Genomic DNA, 15,594 nt, shown 5'->3' with positions numbered 1-15,594 from the left:
ACAGCTCCTGCTGTTGAGGCTTTTTCTCATCATGCTGGTGAAAATTCCTCCTGCTTCGCAAGAGGCATTTTTTCGCGATATGGCATCTAAAATAAACTTTTCTGTTCTTCTTTTTCGCGCGGATTGTTTATGTGTTCTTCTTTAATGAGACCTAAAATTTTCCCGAATTGTTTGGCATTGGCGATCGCTTGAGCCGCGTAGTGGTTGTTGAATAAAATCAAAGTCTCGTTGGCTTGTCGTGACATTTCTAACACATCGGGAGCACGTTCCGAAAGTTCCTCTTCACTATATAAGTAGTCATATCTTTGCCATGCATGCTCGTGTATATGCCATTTGTCGGCATTGCGACCATGGAAGCGTATGTATGCTGGGCTTATAGTTACGACGGGCTGCCATTTGAGCAAACCGGGAAGTTTCGGCTGATCTACACAACAAAGCGAAACTCGCATTTCACGTAGATTCTCGACCGTCTCCGGAGTTTGCCAGCTCGCATGTCGAAACTCCACTGTTAGAGGTTCGATTGTTTCAGATAGGCGCTTCAACCATTCCCAAGATGTCTTGGTGTTTTGGAAAGAGGGGGGGAATTGCGCGAGCTGCGTAGCAAGCATTCCGGATTGCGTCAAAGGTTTGTTTTGTTCTATGGTTGCAAGAACGCCTTTTTGCAGTTCGGTTCTTTCGTGTGTGAGGCTGTGATGGAGTTTTACGGAAAAACGAAACGAAACAGGAACTCGCTTTACGAAATTCTCCATAACTTTCGCGGAAAGCCATTCGTAATATGTCGAGTTGATTTCCAAACAATCGAATCGAGCGGAATAATACTCCAACCATTTTCCTTTAGGGAGATTAGGTGGATAGAAGACCCCAATCCAGTCGTCGTAACTAAAACCGGAGGTGCCGATTCGAATGTTGTTAGAGTCGGGCATCTGTATAGATTATAACGGTAAATGCTTGTCTAAAAATCCTTCCTTCAGGTTTATCTTGCCGCGAAAAGTTTGAAATCACGAAATCTTCATTTATTTTTCTTCGACTTCGAGTTTCCGGATTTGGGCGAAATCATGAGCGGTTTTTCGTTCGATTTTTCGTAGCCTTTTATCCTTGCGAGTTCTTCTTTCCCGGAGATGTCTTCGATTTTCGATTTCTGCTCGAGGAGTTCGGCTCGTTCTTTTTCTGCAGCGAGCGCGCGTGCTTCGTTTTTTTCTTTCCATTGCCATTGCTCCCAAAAGAGCATAATATCGTTACGATTCCAATACAAAGCGATTCCGAACATGACGAGAATTGCAAAAAACCATAACCAAAACCGTTTCATCTTTTATCCTCCGGAACGAAAACTTTCATGAGCGTTACCATGTTCGTTGCACCAGGTTTGCCGACGGGAATCCCCGCAGTAATTATGACGGTGTCGTGAGGGGAAAGAATTTTTTCTCGAATAGAAGCAGCAAAACCGTGCGAAATCATCTCTTCGGTGCTGTAAAACTCTTCCGTAATTAAAGGACGGACTCCCCAAAGCAAAGAGACTTGTCTTGCTGTTCGAACGCGGTACGTCGCGCAAAGAATCGGGACTCGAGGGCGACATTTAGACACCATTCTTGCCGTAAATCCCGTAATGGAAAAACTCAGGATCGCTTTCACATCGAGGGCTTGCGCCATCTCGCATGCCGCTTTGGCAACGGACTCCGTTGCAGTTATATTTCTCGTGAATCGTTGCGACTCGGTTGCTTTTTGAAACGTAGCGCTTTTTTCGGTTTTTATGGCTAATCGGTGCATTTGACGGGTAGCTTCGATAGGATATTTCCCCACCGCGGTTTCTGCACTGAGCATCGTCGCATCGGTGCCGTCTAAAATCGCATTCGCCACGTCGGTTGCTTCTGCGCGCGTCGGGCGAGGGAATTCGATCATGCTTTCGAGCATTTGTGTGGCGGTGATAACGGGTTTTCCCAAGTTTCTCGCAAGCGCGATAATCTTCTTTTGAACGATAGGAACATCTTCGATGGACATTTGCAATCCCAAATCCCCACGAGCGACCATAACGCAATCCGAAACCGAAAGAATTTTCTCGATGGAATCCACGGCTTGTTTCGTTTCGATTTTCGAAACGATTTGAACGGGTGAATCGTGAGCGCGTATCAGTTCTGCAAGTTCCAAAACGTCTTTTTCACTGCGGACATAACTCTGTGCAACGAAATCCACTCCGAGTTCGAGTCCCTCTTTAAGGTCGCGCTTGTCTTGGTCTGTCAGTGCTGGAACGTCGAAACTCTGACCTACGAGGGTGATACCCTGTCGAGAACGAACGAGCCCCCCCGTTTGGCATGATAAAATAATTTTATCATTCCGAATCGTTTTCACTCGGAAAGAGACTTCTCCATCGCCAATCAGTATTTGCGAGCCTTTGCGAAGTCTCTCCAAAACTTTCTTTTCCAAAATCGGAAGTTGACCTGGAGACGTACCGATTTCTATCTCTTGTCCTCGAGACACTTCGAGTCCATTTCCGGGAATTTCACCCAGACGAAATTTCGGTCCAGATAAATCGAAAAGTATCCCTACATAGGTGTTTTCCTCTTCCGAGGCTTTGCGCGTCCATTCAACCCAACGTTTTCTTTGTTCGCTGGTGCTGTGACTGCAGTTGACTCTTGCGACGTTCATTCCCGCCCTCACCAAGTCGAGAATTTTTTCGTAAGAGTCTACGGCGGGTCCTAAGGTGCAGATGATTTTCGTTCTTCGGAACATCGTGTTCTTTTTTTGACCTTCCTTGGTCGTTAGAGTGGTTTGTTAGGGAGTTTTCAACATACCATAAGTTATCTCTGAGCCTTTCGGGGTTAGTTGTCTCCTTATCATAAAGCAGCCTTTATCCAACCTTTCAAGGCTTCTTTTCCTGCGTAGTGAGCCGACGAACCTAAAGATTCTTCGATGCGAAGGAGTTGATTGTATTTCGCTACTCGGTCCGTTCGGCAAGGCGCGCCTGTTTTGATTTGTTCGGTTCGCAAAGCGACGGCGAGGTCAGCAATCGTCGTGTCTTCCGTCTCGCCGCTGCGATGGCTTATCATCGTCGTGTAAGAGTTTTCTTTCGCGAGTTTTATAGTGTGTATCGTTTCGGTGAGCGTTCCGATTTGGTTCGGTTTAATCAAAATGCTGTTTGCGACCTTTTCTGCTATTCCACGTTGTAAACGCTTGGGATTCGTCACGAAGATATCATCTCCTACGAGTTGGCAATGCTCATTCAAAGAGGAAGTGAGAAGTTTCCATCCGTCCCAATCGTCTTCCGCAAGACCATCTTCGATACTGATTAAAGGATATTTTTCGAGAAGTGAACGATAGTAGTCCACCATGTCTTTCGAATCACGTTCCCTCGTTTGGCCTGCTTTGAAACGATATTTTCCTTGAGAAAAGAATTCGGTGCTTGCCGGATCAATTGCGAGAAAGATTTGTGTACCGGGCTGATATCCCGCTTTTTCTATCGCCTCGATGAGCAAATCGAAAGCGAGTTCTTGGGTTTCTAAATTCGGGGCGAACCCCCCCTCGTCACCGACACCGGTAGCGAGTCTGCGTGAGTGCAAAATTTTTTTCAGCGCGTGATAAACTTCTGCGCCCATTCGGAGCGCTGTAGAAAAAGAAGGTGCTCCTGCTGGGACAATCATGAACTCTTGAAAATCTACGTTGCTTTCTGCGTGTTTCCCGCCGTTCAGGATGTTCATAAAGGGTACGGGAAGAACATTCGCATCTTCCCCCCCTATGTAACGATACAAAGGGACTCGCGCGCTATCGGCTGCTGCCTTCGCTACGGCGAGGGAAACGCTTAAAATCGCATTAGCACCCAATCTCGATTTGTCTGGTGTTCCATCCAGCTCGCAAAGTCGGTTGTCAATTGCGCTTTGCTCGATAGCCTCCATTCCACGGAGCGCTCGAGCGATTTCAGTATTGACATTACTTACTGCGCGAAGAACACCCTTACCGCCATAACGTTTTGGATCGCCGTCTCTAAGTTCTACAGCCTCATACGCTCCGGTGCTTGCGCCCGAAGGAACGGCGGCACGCCCGAAACTTCCATCTTCGAGTCTTACATCCGCTTCTAAAGTGGGGTTGCCTCGGCTATCGAGAATTTCGCGGGCGAAAATTTCAGCGATTTTAGGCAAGAGAACCTCCGTAGAGATAAACAGTTTACCTACGCTCGGGCTACAATCATCACGAGGGCGATATGGCACGACGAAGATTGGTAGCAGGCAATTGGAAGATGCATTTGACCGTTCCCGAAGGATTGAGTTTGGTGGAGAGTATTTTGCCCGCAGTAGAAAAACGCACTGACATAGATGTCGTCGTTTGCCCGAGTTTTCCTTTGTTATGCCATGTATATATGGCATTGAAAAAATCACCGCTGAAACTCGGGGCGCAAGATGTCTTTTGGGAAGAAAAAGGGGCTTTTACGGGACAGGTTTCTGCAGCGATGTTATGCGATGCCGGATGCACGTATTGTATCGTCGGGCATAGCGAGCGGAGAGGCAGGTTCGATTCCTGCTCGTATCCTAAAGAAGTGTTGCATTATTTTTCGGAAAGCGACGCGACGGTTAACTTGAAACTAAGGAGATTGCTTTATTCGAATTTGAAGCCGATTCTTTGCGTTGGGGAAACTTTTGAAGAGCGAGAAAAAGGGATGACCGAAAAAGTGATAAAAAAACAATTATCGAGAGGATTGAAGGGGATCGATGCGATTGAACTTCTCGATATGGCTATTGCATACGAACCAGTTTGGGCTATTGGAACGGGGAACGTGTGTGATGGAAACGAAGCAGCCCGCGTTTGTTCTTTGATTCGTTCATTTTTGTCGAAGATACTTTCCCGAGAAGCTTCGGAGAGTATTCGAGTTTTATACGGGGGAAGCGTAACGGGGAGCAATTGCCAGGAATTCTTTTCTCAAAAAGAAATAGACGGCGCATTAGTTGGGGGGGCGAGTTTGAACGCAGAGGAGTTTTCGAGGATAATTCGAGCGGCATAAAAGGTCAGGAGAGAATGCGCTTCAAACCGAGAGAGACTTTTGTCAAAAGAGATAAAATCATCTTTAGTACGAGCGGGTTTTAGACTCACGTTCATATATCGAAATGGCGTTCCCAAACTTTGTTTGGGAACGAGAAATAACTTTGAGCATGAAAAAAAGATAGTTCGGAGGGACAGGATGAAAGAAGAAAAGACTGCCAAAACGGTTCGTGAAACAGAAGTTCGTATGTCGGAGTTGATGACTCCAGAGCATGCGAATTTTTTAGGGAACGTCTTCGGAGGAACGATTCTCGCCCTTCTCGATAAATGCGCGTACGTGACGGCAAGCCGTTTTGCTGGAAAAGTATGCGTCACAGCCTCTTTCGATAGAGTGGACTTTCATTCGCCCATCGAGGTGGGCGAATTAGTGCACATGATAGGAAGCGTCGCTTACGTGGGAAGGACGAGCATCCAAGTATGGATTCAAGTTTATGCGGAGAATGTACAGACCGGAATCATAAGGCACACGAACACGTGCAGTGCGACATTGGTGGCTATTGACGAAAGGGGAAAACCCACACCTGTTCCTCGCTTGAAAGTGGAAACTCGCGAAGACAAGGTGCGATATTTAGAAGGAAAACTCCGAAGAGAATTGCGGGAAATACAGCGTTTAGAATTGGAGAATCTCATTCAACAAATTCACAGTCTCAGCGATGAAGAATTAGACGAAAAAATTCGCAATTGAAAGATTTTTATCGATATACAAAATTTATCGTTAGTTTGCGTTTACATATCGAGACGGCGTTCCCAAACAGAGTTTGAGAACGAGGAAAACGAGGAAAAAATCATTACAATGGATGTCTAAATGGTTCGTGTATATCTTTCAGCACATCCATTACAACTCCAAGTGTTCACCCGTCTCTTCCTCGATAGGCGGAGGCTGTGGTATTGCGCGTATCTCGGTGTGACGAATTTGCCCGCCTAAGTGTGCAGTGTATGCCGTTACCGCGAAGGTCGTCAAATTTCCTAACAACACTACGAACGCAAGTACTGTAGGAACTTTACGACCTCGCGAGAAGATGAGCACGCCTAAAGAGAATACGCCCAGTGCCAGTGAAGCGAACAGAGTGATTTTCGCCATTGATTCGTGTGCTTCCACATGGGCATTCGAAAAACCGGGCAAATGCTCTATGACCTCTTCCGCTGGCTCGCCTGTAAGGTAAGTTGGAATAGCGAGCAGACCAATCAGCACCAATATGCCGAGCGTCACTTTTTGTATGTCCTCGCTCCGCCGAGCCAGCCCGTAAGCAAGCAACAGTAAGCAAAACAGCGAGCCGATAACAGGCAAATGGTTCAGCAACAGATGTTGTTGCGCGGCGTTCATAGCCAAAAAAGCATACCATTAGACGTGCATTTACATTTCATTTGTAGTCGAACATTTTTAGCAAGGGGTCAATGCTGTTGCGTTTTCTTTAGGAGCAAGTAATCTTTTCGACGCCTAAGTACGGACGCAATGCCTGCGGAACGGTTATAGAATTGTCTTCGTTTTGATAAGTTTCTAATAGCGCTGCGGTGAGTCTCGGCAATGCTACACCGCTCGCATTCAAGGTATGCACGAATTCGGGTTTCGCTCCTTTCGAAGGGCGATAACGGATATTTGCGCGGCGTGCTTGAAAAGATTCGAAGTTGCTTGCACTACTTACTTCCAAATAACTTTGTAAACCCGGGGACCAAACTTCGAGGTCATAACATTTCGCATTAGCGAAACTGAGTTCGCCCGCGCAGAGCAACATGACGCGATAATGCAGGCCGAGTGCTTGCAAAACTGCTTCCGCATCTTTACGCAGAGTTTCCAATTCGTCGTAACTCGTCTCTGGCTTGCAGAATTTCACGAGTTCTACCTTATCGAATTCGTGCACGCGCAAAAGTCCTCTTGTTTCTTTTCCTGCGGCTCCTGCTTCTCTGCGAAAGCATGCAGAGTAAGCGACGTAATAAATGGGAAGCATCTCTGGCTCTAAAATTTCATCGCGATGAAGATTAGTTACGGGAACTTCTGCAGTAGGAATTAGGAATAGGTCGTCCCGTTCGATTAGGTAAAGGTCCTCTTCGAATTTGGGGAGTTGCCCTGTTCCCGTCATTGTTTCTCGGGTTACGAGGAAAGGCGTATACACTTCGGTGTATTTATGATTTTGCGTGTGTAAATCGAGCATGAAGTTTATTAAGGCGCGCTGTAGCTTTGCGCCGAGACCCTTATAAACGATAAACCCGCTTCCGGATATTTTCGAACCACGCGCGAAATCGATCAGTCCGAGTTCTTCGCCGAGATCCCAGTGTATGCGGGGGGGGAATGAAAAAGATTTTTTCTCGCCCCATGAGAATACTTCTATATTGTCTTCGGCGCTTTCGCCAGGGGGCACGCTTTCATGAGGCAAATTCGGAAATTCGAGTTCGAGTCTCGAAAGGCGTTCTTCGAGTTCTTTTTCTTTTGCGGAAAGGGTTGCAATTTCCTCTTTGAGTTGTGCCGCTTGTCGTTTTGCGGCCTCTGCCTCTTCTCGCTTTCCTTGCGCAATCAGTGCGCCTATAGATTTTGAGATTTTGTTTTGTTGCGCCTCGAGTTCATTGAGTTTCGTGCGAACATTTCGCCATTCAGCGTCCACAGCAAGGAATTCATCGAGAGGGATTTCGATACCTTTTCGCTTTGCCCCCTCGCGAACGCGTTCTGGCTGGGAACGTATAAGATGACGGTCGAGCACTTCGTGTGAACGTTACCCGAAGCGAATCTATTGATTCATTTGTTCTGCTTTTTCTACGTCGAGTTCGATAGGAATGAGCACGTGGAATTTCGAGCCTTTTCCTACTTCGGATTCCGCCCACACTTTGCCGAGATGGATTTGTTCGACGAGGTGCTTCACCAAATAAAGACCGAGTCCCGTGCCGTATATTCTGCGATTGTCTTCCGTATGAACTCGATGGAAGCGGTCGAAGATTTTCGGGAGATGTTCTTTTGGTATTCCGATACCTTCATCGGAGACGATGATGTGGATATTCGGCTCTTCTTTCTTAATAGAGACGGTAACTTTTCCGCCATTGGGTGAGTACTTGATAGCATTGCTGACTAAATTCGTCAGAATTTGGTCTAATTTATCTTGGTCGCCGATAATTTCTGGAATATCTTCTTCTGCATCGAGAAGGAGTTCATGGCGATTCGTGCTTTGTTTTTGAATGAGAAGAACCTTTTTCGCAAGTTGTACGATGTCTACTTTTTGGTAATGCGGTTTTAGGCTTTCTCCTGCTTCGATGCGTGCGATGTTCAGAAGGTCGTTGATAAGCCGTGTAAGCCTATCGCATTCGTGGTCAATAATCGTATAGAACTCTTTTCGTTCTTGTTCGGGGAAATGGTCATCGGCGATCAGAGTGCTTATAAATCCTTTTATCGCCGTAAGAGGAGTTCTCAATTCATGAGAAACCGTTGCGACGAAAGCGCTCTTCATCCTCTCGATATTTTTAAGTTCTGTTACATCGTTGAAGACCGTCACGACGCCGATGGTTTTTCCGTCTTCGTTTTTTACGAGAGCGGATTGCACTTGATATGTTCTCTCACTTCGACCGTCACGATGAATCGTGATTTCCAATTGTTCGGTCTCGCGTCCTTCCAAAGAAGATTGAATTTGGGCACATACGCGCGGTTCATGAACGATGTCTTTATAACTTTTTCCGATTGCTTCCGAGTTCACGCCGAAAATGTTTCGAGCGCTTGCGTTCATTTGTGCAATGGTTCCGTTCGCTGTAGTTAGAACTAAACCAGCGTTCAGGCTTTCGATGGTTTGGAGAAGTTCTTCCTTTTCCTCGATGATTTCTTGATAGAGTTTCAAATTAGAAATCACCGAAGCGGCGTTCTTCGCCATGCGTTCGAGGAGCCGCACATCTTCGTCGTTGAAATCCTCACCGTGTCGTTTGTTGAACACGTGAAGGATTCCTATCGTTTGCCGGTCAATGACTCTGTTTTCCTCGTCTCGTTTTTCGATAACCAAAGGCACAGTGAGCCCGTTCTGCACATGGAGAATCGAAAATGGGTCGCCTTGGGTTCTGGGATCCGAGACGGCATCGTGGAAGATTGCAGGGTGACCCTCTCTAAAGACTTGCCCTGAAATTCCCTGCGTGGCACGCATCCTCACCATGGAAAGGAGGCTTTCATCTATTCCATAAGCGGGAGGAATAGCGACGAGTTCACCACTCTCGCGGTCGAAAAACATCATAAGGACCTTTTCCGCCTGTAGAATCATAGCGATTCTTTGAACGAGGCGACGAAGGGTGGTGTCTAATTCTGTGAGCGGTGCGATCTCTTCGGTGACTTCTCGAGCGATTGGCGCAGCAGAGGGTTTTGCCTCCAGTTTCGCCTGGAGTTCCTTTATGCGAGCCTCCGCTTCGGCTAACTTCCGACGAAGTTCTCGAATTTCATTTTGTAGCGTTTGTATGTCTTCTACCTGTTCCAATTTATTCGCGTGACTATGCATGCTTCTTCTTGACGCTAAGGGGGAGCGTGGGGTTCGATTATACCGACGATGAAAGTACTTTTCGTGTTCGGAAAAAGTCTCGTAACCTTACCATACGTTTAAATGCTATTATTGGTTAAACTAACTCCCAAGTAGATATTATGACTCCTCCGCTTGAGGAAATGCCTCTTTTTCCGCTAAATGCGGTTCTTTTGCCCTATCAGGCGATCCCGTTATTCGTGCTGGATGAACGTTATGTGGAGATGATTAGCCTGTGTCTTCGAGAGGACCGTGCTTTCGGAGTCGTGCTTATTCGGGAAGGGGAAGAGGTAGGAGGTGTTCCAGAGCCTTACTTGGTGGGTACATCGGCAAGGATCATCACTTATCACGAAATGGAAGATGGGAAACTCCATGTCCTCGCAGTCGGGGAAAGACGCTTCCGCATACGGCATTTCGATTATTCGAGGCCCTATTTAGTTGGTTATGTAGAACCCATCATTGAAATGGAATTGGAAGAAGACCCCGCTTCGAGAACTCTAATCGAAGTCGCAAAAGAGACCTTTCTAAAGCATCTTTCTTACCTTTTCGGCCGGCAAGATGTTCGCTTGAAGGTTCAATTTACGGATGACCCGGTTGCACTATCTTTCGCAATGGCAGGATGCGTGCAACTCGCCGTTTTAGAAAAGCAACATCTTTTGGAACTCACGGACACGGCGGAGAGAATCCGTTGGATTATCCCTCGCTTGGAGGCTCAGGCAGAGAAATTCATGGGGTATCTTACGACAGAACCTCTGGACGAGTTCGAAGAATATTTTTGTTCGAATTAGGAACGGTTAAACACACACGCGTGGTTTATTCAAAAGGATAGAAAGAATGCTTCTGTTTTTGGGGTTATGTCTCGCCATTCAAAATAATCCACTCGAAGAATTCACGAACGGGTCGAAAAACGAATTCTCTTGGAAGCATGTCGAAACCAGAGAATATAAGGGGGGGAAGCTCCACACGCTTTTCCTAATCTCCCAAATATGGCAGGGAAGACAATGGAAGCACGAATTAGAGATTTACGAACCTAAACAGCAAGATTATCCAGGAAAAGCGATTTTTATCGTTACGGGAAATCGGGGCAAGCATGATGATGATTTGGAGAATGCGTACAAACTGGGCGACATTGCCAGAATGGCGGTCGTCGTGCTTTACGATATTCCTAATCAACCTTTGTTCGACAATTTAAGCGAAGACGATTTGATGGCTTATACCTTCGTGAAATATCTCGAAACACAGCAACCCGATTGGGTGCTTCTTTTCCCCATGACGCGCAGTGTGGTTCGCGCAATGGATGCGGTTTCGGAATATACGAAAGAAAAGACACAGGCGAAAGTGGATAAATTCGTTTTAACCGGTGCAAGTAAACGCGGGTGGACAGCGTATCTCGTTGCGTCTCTTGACAAGCGCATCATCGGTTTGGCTCCGATGGTATTCGATATGCTGCATATAGAGGAACAGTTGAAACATCAAAAAGAGTTATGGGGGGATTACAGTCCGGAATTAAAACCGTACGTGGAAGCGGGGTTGATGGATTGGGTGGATAAGCCTCAAGGGAAAAAACTCATCGCGTTGGTAGATCCATATTTCTATATGAGAAAAATGCTCATGCCGAAATTTTTGATTTTAGGAGCGAACGATACGTTTTGGACACTCGATGCTTTGAGTCTTTATTGGGATCGGTTCGAACTTGCGAAATACGTATTTTATGTTCCGAATTCGGGTCACGGTCTCGAAGATAGGAAACGTGTGCTGAATACATTAGCGGCATTTTCGAGAATCGTGGCATCCCGAAGAGCGCTTCCCATCATTCAATGGACATGGATAGTTACAGGGGGGGCAGGGAAATTCCCCTCGACGGCAATTCTGAAACTCGATACTCCCTATTCCAAAAAACAGAGGCTGTGGCTCGCGCGTTCTGGTTCTGCGAATTTTTCCCATGCAAAATGGGTGAAGGTATATGAACAAGAGAATGGTTCGGAGTTCGCCGTTCCCGGTCCCGATAACAGCAACGGATATCGAGCCGTGATTGGAGAAGCAGAATTCGAAGTAGACGGGATTCCCTATTGGGTTTCTACTTTACCTTTGATATTGCGAGGGGGGTGATTTGCGAGAATCTCTCGATGATATGCGATTTCAAAACGATATTCCAAGTTATATGAAGTTTCGAAAATGAGAATCCCCGGAAGCATATTATTCGTGTTGTTCGTGGCGTTCGCCCTCGCTGCATATTACGGGGGGCAATGGGCTTACGTTCATTGGGTGATACTTCCTCGGAAAATCGAGCCGCTCGAACCGGGAAAGTTGAACATCCTCGGGGTTCATTTGCGGAACGAAAGAATTATCGTAGCGAACGGAATTGCCCAACTCGTCAAAGGGGGCTCCGATGAATTTTCTGCCCCGACTCCCGAAGAGTCTAAAGATGAGGTTATCGAAACTTCCACGAGTTCCGAAACTCGAATCCCCATCGGGGCTTTGATTGGCACGCTTAGGGGTGATTCGGAGTCTCTGAGCGAATTGGTTACGATTCTCAATAATATGGAAGAAGAAATCATTCCTCGTGAAGAAACGATTTGGAAAGCAAAAGACATTCGAAAAGCACTCGAAGGTGATAAAAAATTCAAGGAAGAGTTAGAAAAAGACCTCAATACGCGTTTGGACGGAGCGCCTGCCGACGTCTTATCGAAATCGGCGTTTCACGAAGGAATCCACATCGAAGTTCCCGTACGCGTCACTGTGCCGACAAAAAAAGGATCGAAAACCGTAACGGGAAAAGTTCTCGTGCCTTACAAAACACGTTTGGTTGCGCGTGTAATAACGAGCAAAGAAATCGCAACGAAATATGACGTTCCTCTCACTACATATTTAAAGGTGTACGAAAGGATTTGGGAGGAGATGAAAAAGAACGGAGAGGTCGAAAATGTGGCTCATTCTTTGAAGGAAATCATTTCAGAAGAAAACAGCGAACGTCTATCGAAGCCGGCGGAAGATTTGATACGGCGCTCGACAGTTTTAGTGACAGAACGGGAAATAACGGAAGCCCATTCCGAAGAAACACTCGATCCGGATGGAGAAGGTAATGTTTATACGGTTTCCTTTGGTCTTACAGACGAAGGTCGTCTTCGACTTTGGCAATACACTGCCCAATATCCTCGCAGTCAACTTTTGCTCGTCGTAGGCGATATGGCGATCGCTGCCCCGACCGTGAAAGGGGAAATGAAGTATTCTACAGCGGCGTTTACGAACATCACCGAGCGGGAACTTGCAGAACTCGCTGTGGAAACAGTTCGTTCTTACCGAGCAGCAATGAAGAACATAAACGGGAAAATACAGAGGAAGTAAATATGCGCTTTTGGCTTTTATCTCCGTTGCTCGCTGTTGTTTTGTATAGTTGCGGACCGACGACTACCCCGGTAAGCCAAGCGAAACAACAACCGGTCATTTTCTACGAAGCGAAATCGGTGGCGGATATTTTTCCGGTTTCTGAAGGAAATGCTTGGACGTATTCTGTGGAGGTGGAACAATATTCGCAATCGGGAGTGAGAAGGGGCACGGGAGAACAAACGAATAAGGTTGTAAAGATTCGTCAAGTCCAAGGAGGAAAAGAAGCAGACATTCAAATGCTCAACGCTAAAAACGAACCGATAGGAGTGATGACAATACGAGTAACCGACAAAGGTTTGTATCAGTTGGGGGTGAAAGGAGGAAATAGGAGCCTTTCACCCGATTCCCCGCAACCTATTTGTTTGTGGCCCTTGAAAACCGGACGAACGGTTACTTGGAAGGGCAAAGCTTTGATGCCGGGGACACCAGCCATAGGAGCCATCGTAATGACTGTCGAAATGAAGGGAGAATACGAAACGGACACACCGGCGGGAAGATTCAGAGCCTACCGCGTAGATGTAACCCAAAAATATCGCTATCAGGGGACGGATTACCAAACTAACCAAGTGATGTGGTTTACTCCGAAGGTAGGCTTAGTGAAGACGCAAGAAAGAATAGTTTCTCCCAAAGGGGTGAATGTTTTCATGATGAGTCTCAAAAGTCATACGATAAAATAACAATGACAAGGGAAAAGCGGTAATGAAAACGAGATGGCTCTTGATTTCGGTACTCATCGTTAGTTCGATAGCGAGTTGTCAACCGAAACCGGAGCCACAACCTCTCAGTGAAGGTGCAACGGCGTCATCGAACGTTTCGGAGACAGAGAAAACTAAAACACCGCAAGTAAAAGAACTCGCTTCCGAAGACCGAACTCATGCTTTTCCATCGGAACTTTTACACGAAGGGGCTCGTTATTTCGGAGCACCCTTCGAAAAACCGGTACGGTATAGAATCAAAGGCGGAGGGGAAGCCCTAACCGATACTCGCACAGTGCGTGTCGTGAGCGTTGAAAATGGCGTCGCGAAAATCGAGGCTGTATGGAAAGGCAAAATGGCGGAGCGAGTCGGTACCGAAAGTTACGAAATCAATAAAGACGGAGTTTATGCCGTGTCTATAGGGGGGGCATCTATCCAACCAAAATCCATTTATCTTCCTGCAGAATTGACCAAAGGAAAAACTTGGACGACGAAATATTCTTTCACATCGCCTCAAATGGGAACACTCTCCGTCGAGTCGAAATATAAAGTCATAGGGAAAGAGAAGGTAAAGGTTTCTCTCGGAGCCTACGATGCTATCGTCGTCTCTGAAACGGGAACATTGAGAGGGGGCAACATTAGTTTGAATGTTACGTCGCGCTCTTATTTCGCTGAGGGAATCGGTGTGATCAAGCTCGTTTCTACCCAGAAAGGAAAAGTAGCCGACCAACCGCGAGAAATTCGCCTGGAGTTCGAGGCAATTTCCGAAGGTTAAAAATGGTTTTATTGCACGCTTTAGTTTTTTTGTCTATTTCCTTTCAAGAGCCTGTTTATTTTCCTCTTAAACCGGGAACAACATGGGAATACCACGTCATTGTAGGCGATAAAGAATTCGGCATTCAGAAACATGTAGTTCGCCCCCCCTTAGAAATTCAAGGCAAAAAAGTCTTCCCTATGGATGTTATCGTCAATGGACAAGTGGATAATGTCGTTTATTACGCTATAGAGGGAGATTTCATCACAGTCGCAGCAGTAGAAGAGAAAAAACTTTTACCGAAAAGCATTCCCGTGTTGCCTTTGAAGCCGACTGCCGGATTGACATGGGAGTATCAAGGAGAAATGCCTCTTGCGGGTTTTTATTCCATGTCTACGACGAAAACGAAGATTATCGGATTCGAGGAAGCGTTTGTGCTCAATAAAAAACAAAGAGTTCTTCGAGTAGATAGTGACACGGAATATCAAGTCGGACGAGAAAAAGTTCATGTTCATTCTACGGAACATTATCTTTCCGGTGTCGGGCTAACCTATCGCAAATTGGAAGTGAAAGGCAAACCGAAACAAACGACCATAATGGAATTGGTGCGATATTCGGAAAACGAAAAGTGAGAAGTTTTTTGGTGTTATCCGTTTTCACGTTGCTATTATTGGGATGCACTCCGCAAGGCGGAGATAAAGAACTGCGATATAGCGACAATTATTTCCCCAGCGAATGGAAACAACCCTATGCAACTCTCCGTTTGGCGAATTTGGAAATCCCCATAGAATTGAAATTGGAAGCGAAAGGTACGGAACGAGAATTGCAATTGATCAACGAAGGCGTCGTCATGGAGAAAGAGACATATCGTGTTACGACGGAGGGGATTTGGTTGGTGAGACTTCGAGACGGGGAAACCGGAGAGACCTTCGCTCCGGAATTGCCTCTTCTGCGTTTTCCTATGCGTGTGGGAGAGGATTTGTCTTGGGAAGGCAAATTGGTCATCGGAACGAGAGAAATTCCTTCTCGCGCCAAGATTCATACCAGCGCGGAAACCATTACCTTCGAAACGGGGGTAACGGAAGCCGTGCATGTGGAGGTTGCGCTCGAACTCGACGATGGCTCTCCTCGCCCCGCACAGCGTCGTCTCGCCTTTTGGTTCGTAAAAGGGGAAGGACCTCTCAAGAGAGAATACGGAACCAGTGGGCAAGAAGTCCGCGAACCGCGGAGAATCGAAAAGAGCGGATAAAGAGGTGTCAGAAGA

The 15,594-nt window shown here is 46.5% G+C and carries 16 protein-coding genes; 9 read left to right on the top strand and 7 right to left on the bottom strand.

All coding sequences use genetic code 11. The features are described 5' to 3' along the window. Positions 1-86 precede the first annotated feature (86 nt). The 4 genes from VNK96_03110 to eno all read right to left on the bottom strand — a co-directional run bounded on the left by VNK96_03110 (position 87) and on the right by eno (position 4,127). Positions 87-923: a DUF72 domain-containing protein gene (locus VNK96_03110; GenBank protein ID HWP30702.1), complete on the bottom strand. Its 837-nt coding sequence runs from the start codon at positions 921-923 to the stop codon at positions 87-89. A gap of 86 nt (positions 924-1,009) precedes the next feature. Next, positions 1,010-1,306, bottom strand: coding sequence for a hypothetical protein (locus VNK96_03105; protein HWP30701.1), 297 nt, complete (start codon positions 1,304-1,306; stop codon positions 1,010-1,012). Next, the gene (pyk, locus tag VNK96_03100) at positions 1,303-2,724 is read right to left on the bottom strand and encodes a pyruvate kinase (GenBank protein ID HWP30700.1); all 1,422 of its coding nucleotides are present in this window, start codon (positions 2,722-2,724) and stop codon (positions 1,303-1,305) included. The genes VNK96_03105 and pyk overlap by 4 nt, the downstream gene beginning before the upstream one ends. A 104-nt stretch (positions 2,725-2,828) precedes the next feature. Then, positions 2,829-4,127 (bottom strand): phosphopyruvate hydratase, encoded by a 1,299-nt coding sequence (eno, locus tag VNK96_03095; protein HWP30699.1) that lies wholly within the window; start codon positions 4,125-4,127, stop codon positions 2,829-2,831. Between the two features lie 62 nt (positions 4,128-4,189). On the opposite strand from eno, the gene tpiA reads away from it, so the two are divergent. Together tpiA and VNK96_03085 are read left to right on the top strand one after the other, a co-directional pair. Next, positions 4,190-4,984, top strand: coding sequence for a triose-phosphate isomerase (tpiA, locus tag VNK96_03090; GenBank protein ID HWP30698.1), 795 nt, complete (start codon positions 4,190-4,192; stop codon positions 4,982-4,984). Between the two features lie 177 nt (positions 4,985-5,161). Continuing rightward, on the top strand, positions 5,162-5,707 hold the full coding sequence (locus VNK96_03085; GenBank protein HWP30697.1) for an acyl-CoA thioesterase: 546 nt from the start codon (positions 5,162-5,164) through the stop codon (positions 5,705-5,707). A gap of 150 nt (positions 5,708-5,857) precedes the next feature. On the opposite strand, the gene VNK96_03080 is transcribed toward VNK96_03085, so the two are convergent. From VNK96_03080 to VNK96_03070, 3 genes are all read right to left on the bottom strand, one after another. Continuing rightward, the gene (locus tag VNK96_03080) at positions 5,858-6,346 is read right to left on the bottom strand and encodes a hypothetical protein (protein ID HWP30696.1); all 489 of its coding nucleotides are present in this window, start codon (positions 6,344-6,346) and stop codon (positions 5,858-5,860) included. An 88-nt stretch (positions 6,347-6,434) separates the two neighbouring features. Continuing rightward, positions 6,435-7,715, bottom strand: a complete 1,281-nt coding sequence (serS, locus tag VNK96_03075; GenBank protein ID HWP30695.1) for a serine--tRNA ligase — start codon at positions 7,713-7,715, stop codon at positions 6,435-6,437. A gap of 27 nt (positions 7,716-7,742) precedes the next feature. Further along, positions 7,743-9,476, bottom strand: a complete 1,734-nt coding sequence (locus VNK96_03070; GenBank protein HWP30694.1) for an ATP-binding protein — start codon at positions 9,474-9,476, stop codon at positions 7,743-7,745. A gap of 140 nt (positions 9,477-9,616) precedes the next feature. On the opposite strand from VNK96_03070, the gene VNK96_03065 reads away from it, so the two are divergent. The 7 genes from VNK96_03065 to VNK96_03035 all read left to right on the top strand — a co-directional run bounded on the left by VNK96_03065 (position 9,617) and on the right by VNK96_03035 (position 15,579). Then, complete coding sequence (locus tag VNK96_03065) at positions 9,617-10,282, top strand: LON peptidase substrate-binding domain-containing protein (protein HWP30693.1); 666 nt, start codon at positions 9,617-9,619, stop codon at positions 10,280-10,282. A gap of 46 nt (positions 10,283-10,328) precedes the next feature. Beyond that, positions 10,329-11,603: a PhoPQ-activated protein PqaA family protein gene (locus tag VNK96_03060; protein ID HWP30692.1), complete on the top strand. Its 1,275-nt coding sequence runs from the start codon at positions 10,329-10,331 to the stop codon at positions 11,601-11,603. Between the two features lie 66 nt (positions 11,604-11,669). Next, the gene (locus VNK96_03055; GenBank protein ID HWP30691.1) at positions 11,670-12,839 is read left to right on the top strand and encodes a hypothetical protein; all 1,170 of its coding nucleotides are present in this window, start codon (positions 11,670-11,672) and stop codon (positions 12,837-12,839) included. Positions 12,840-12,841: 2 nt separating this feature from the next. Beyond that, entirely contained in the window at positions 12,842-13,558 is a 717-nt protein-coding gene (locus tag VNK96_03050; GenBank protein ID HWP30690.1) for a hypothetical protein, read from the top strand. A gap of 22 nt (positions 13,559-13,580) precedes the next feature. Next, positions 13,581-14,351, top strand: a complete 771-nt coding sequence (locus VNK96_03045; protein ID HWP30689.1) for a hypothetical protein — start codon at positions 13,581-13,583, stop codon at positions 14,349-14,351. Between the two features lie 2 nt (positions 14,352-14,353). Then, on the top strand, positions 14,354-14,962 hold the full coding sequence (locus VNK96_03040) for a hypothetical protein (GenBank protein HWP30688.1): 609 nt from the start codon (positions 14,354-14,356) through the stop codon (positions 14,960-14,962). Then, positions 14,959-15,579: a hypothetical protein gene (locus tag VNK96_03035; GenBank protein HWP30687.1), complete on the top strand. Its 621-nt coding sequence runs from the start codon at positions 14,959-14,961 to the stop codon at positions 15,577-15,579. The genes VNK96_03040 and VNK96_03035 overlap by 4 nt, the downstream gene beginning before the upstream one ends. Positions 15,580-15,594 lie beyond the last annotated feature (15 nt).

Source organism: Fimbriimonadales bacterium (genome assembly GCA_035559795.1).
Classification (GTDB): Bacteria; Armatimonadota; Fimbriimonadia; order Fimbriimonadales; family ATM1; genus DATMAR01.
Note: the sequence above shows the minus strand (reverse complement) of the source record. Positions and strands in the feature narration are given on the sequence as shown.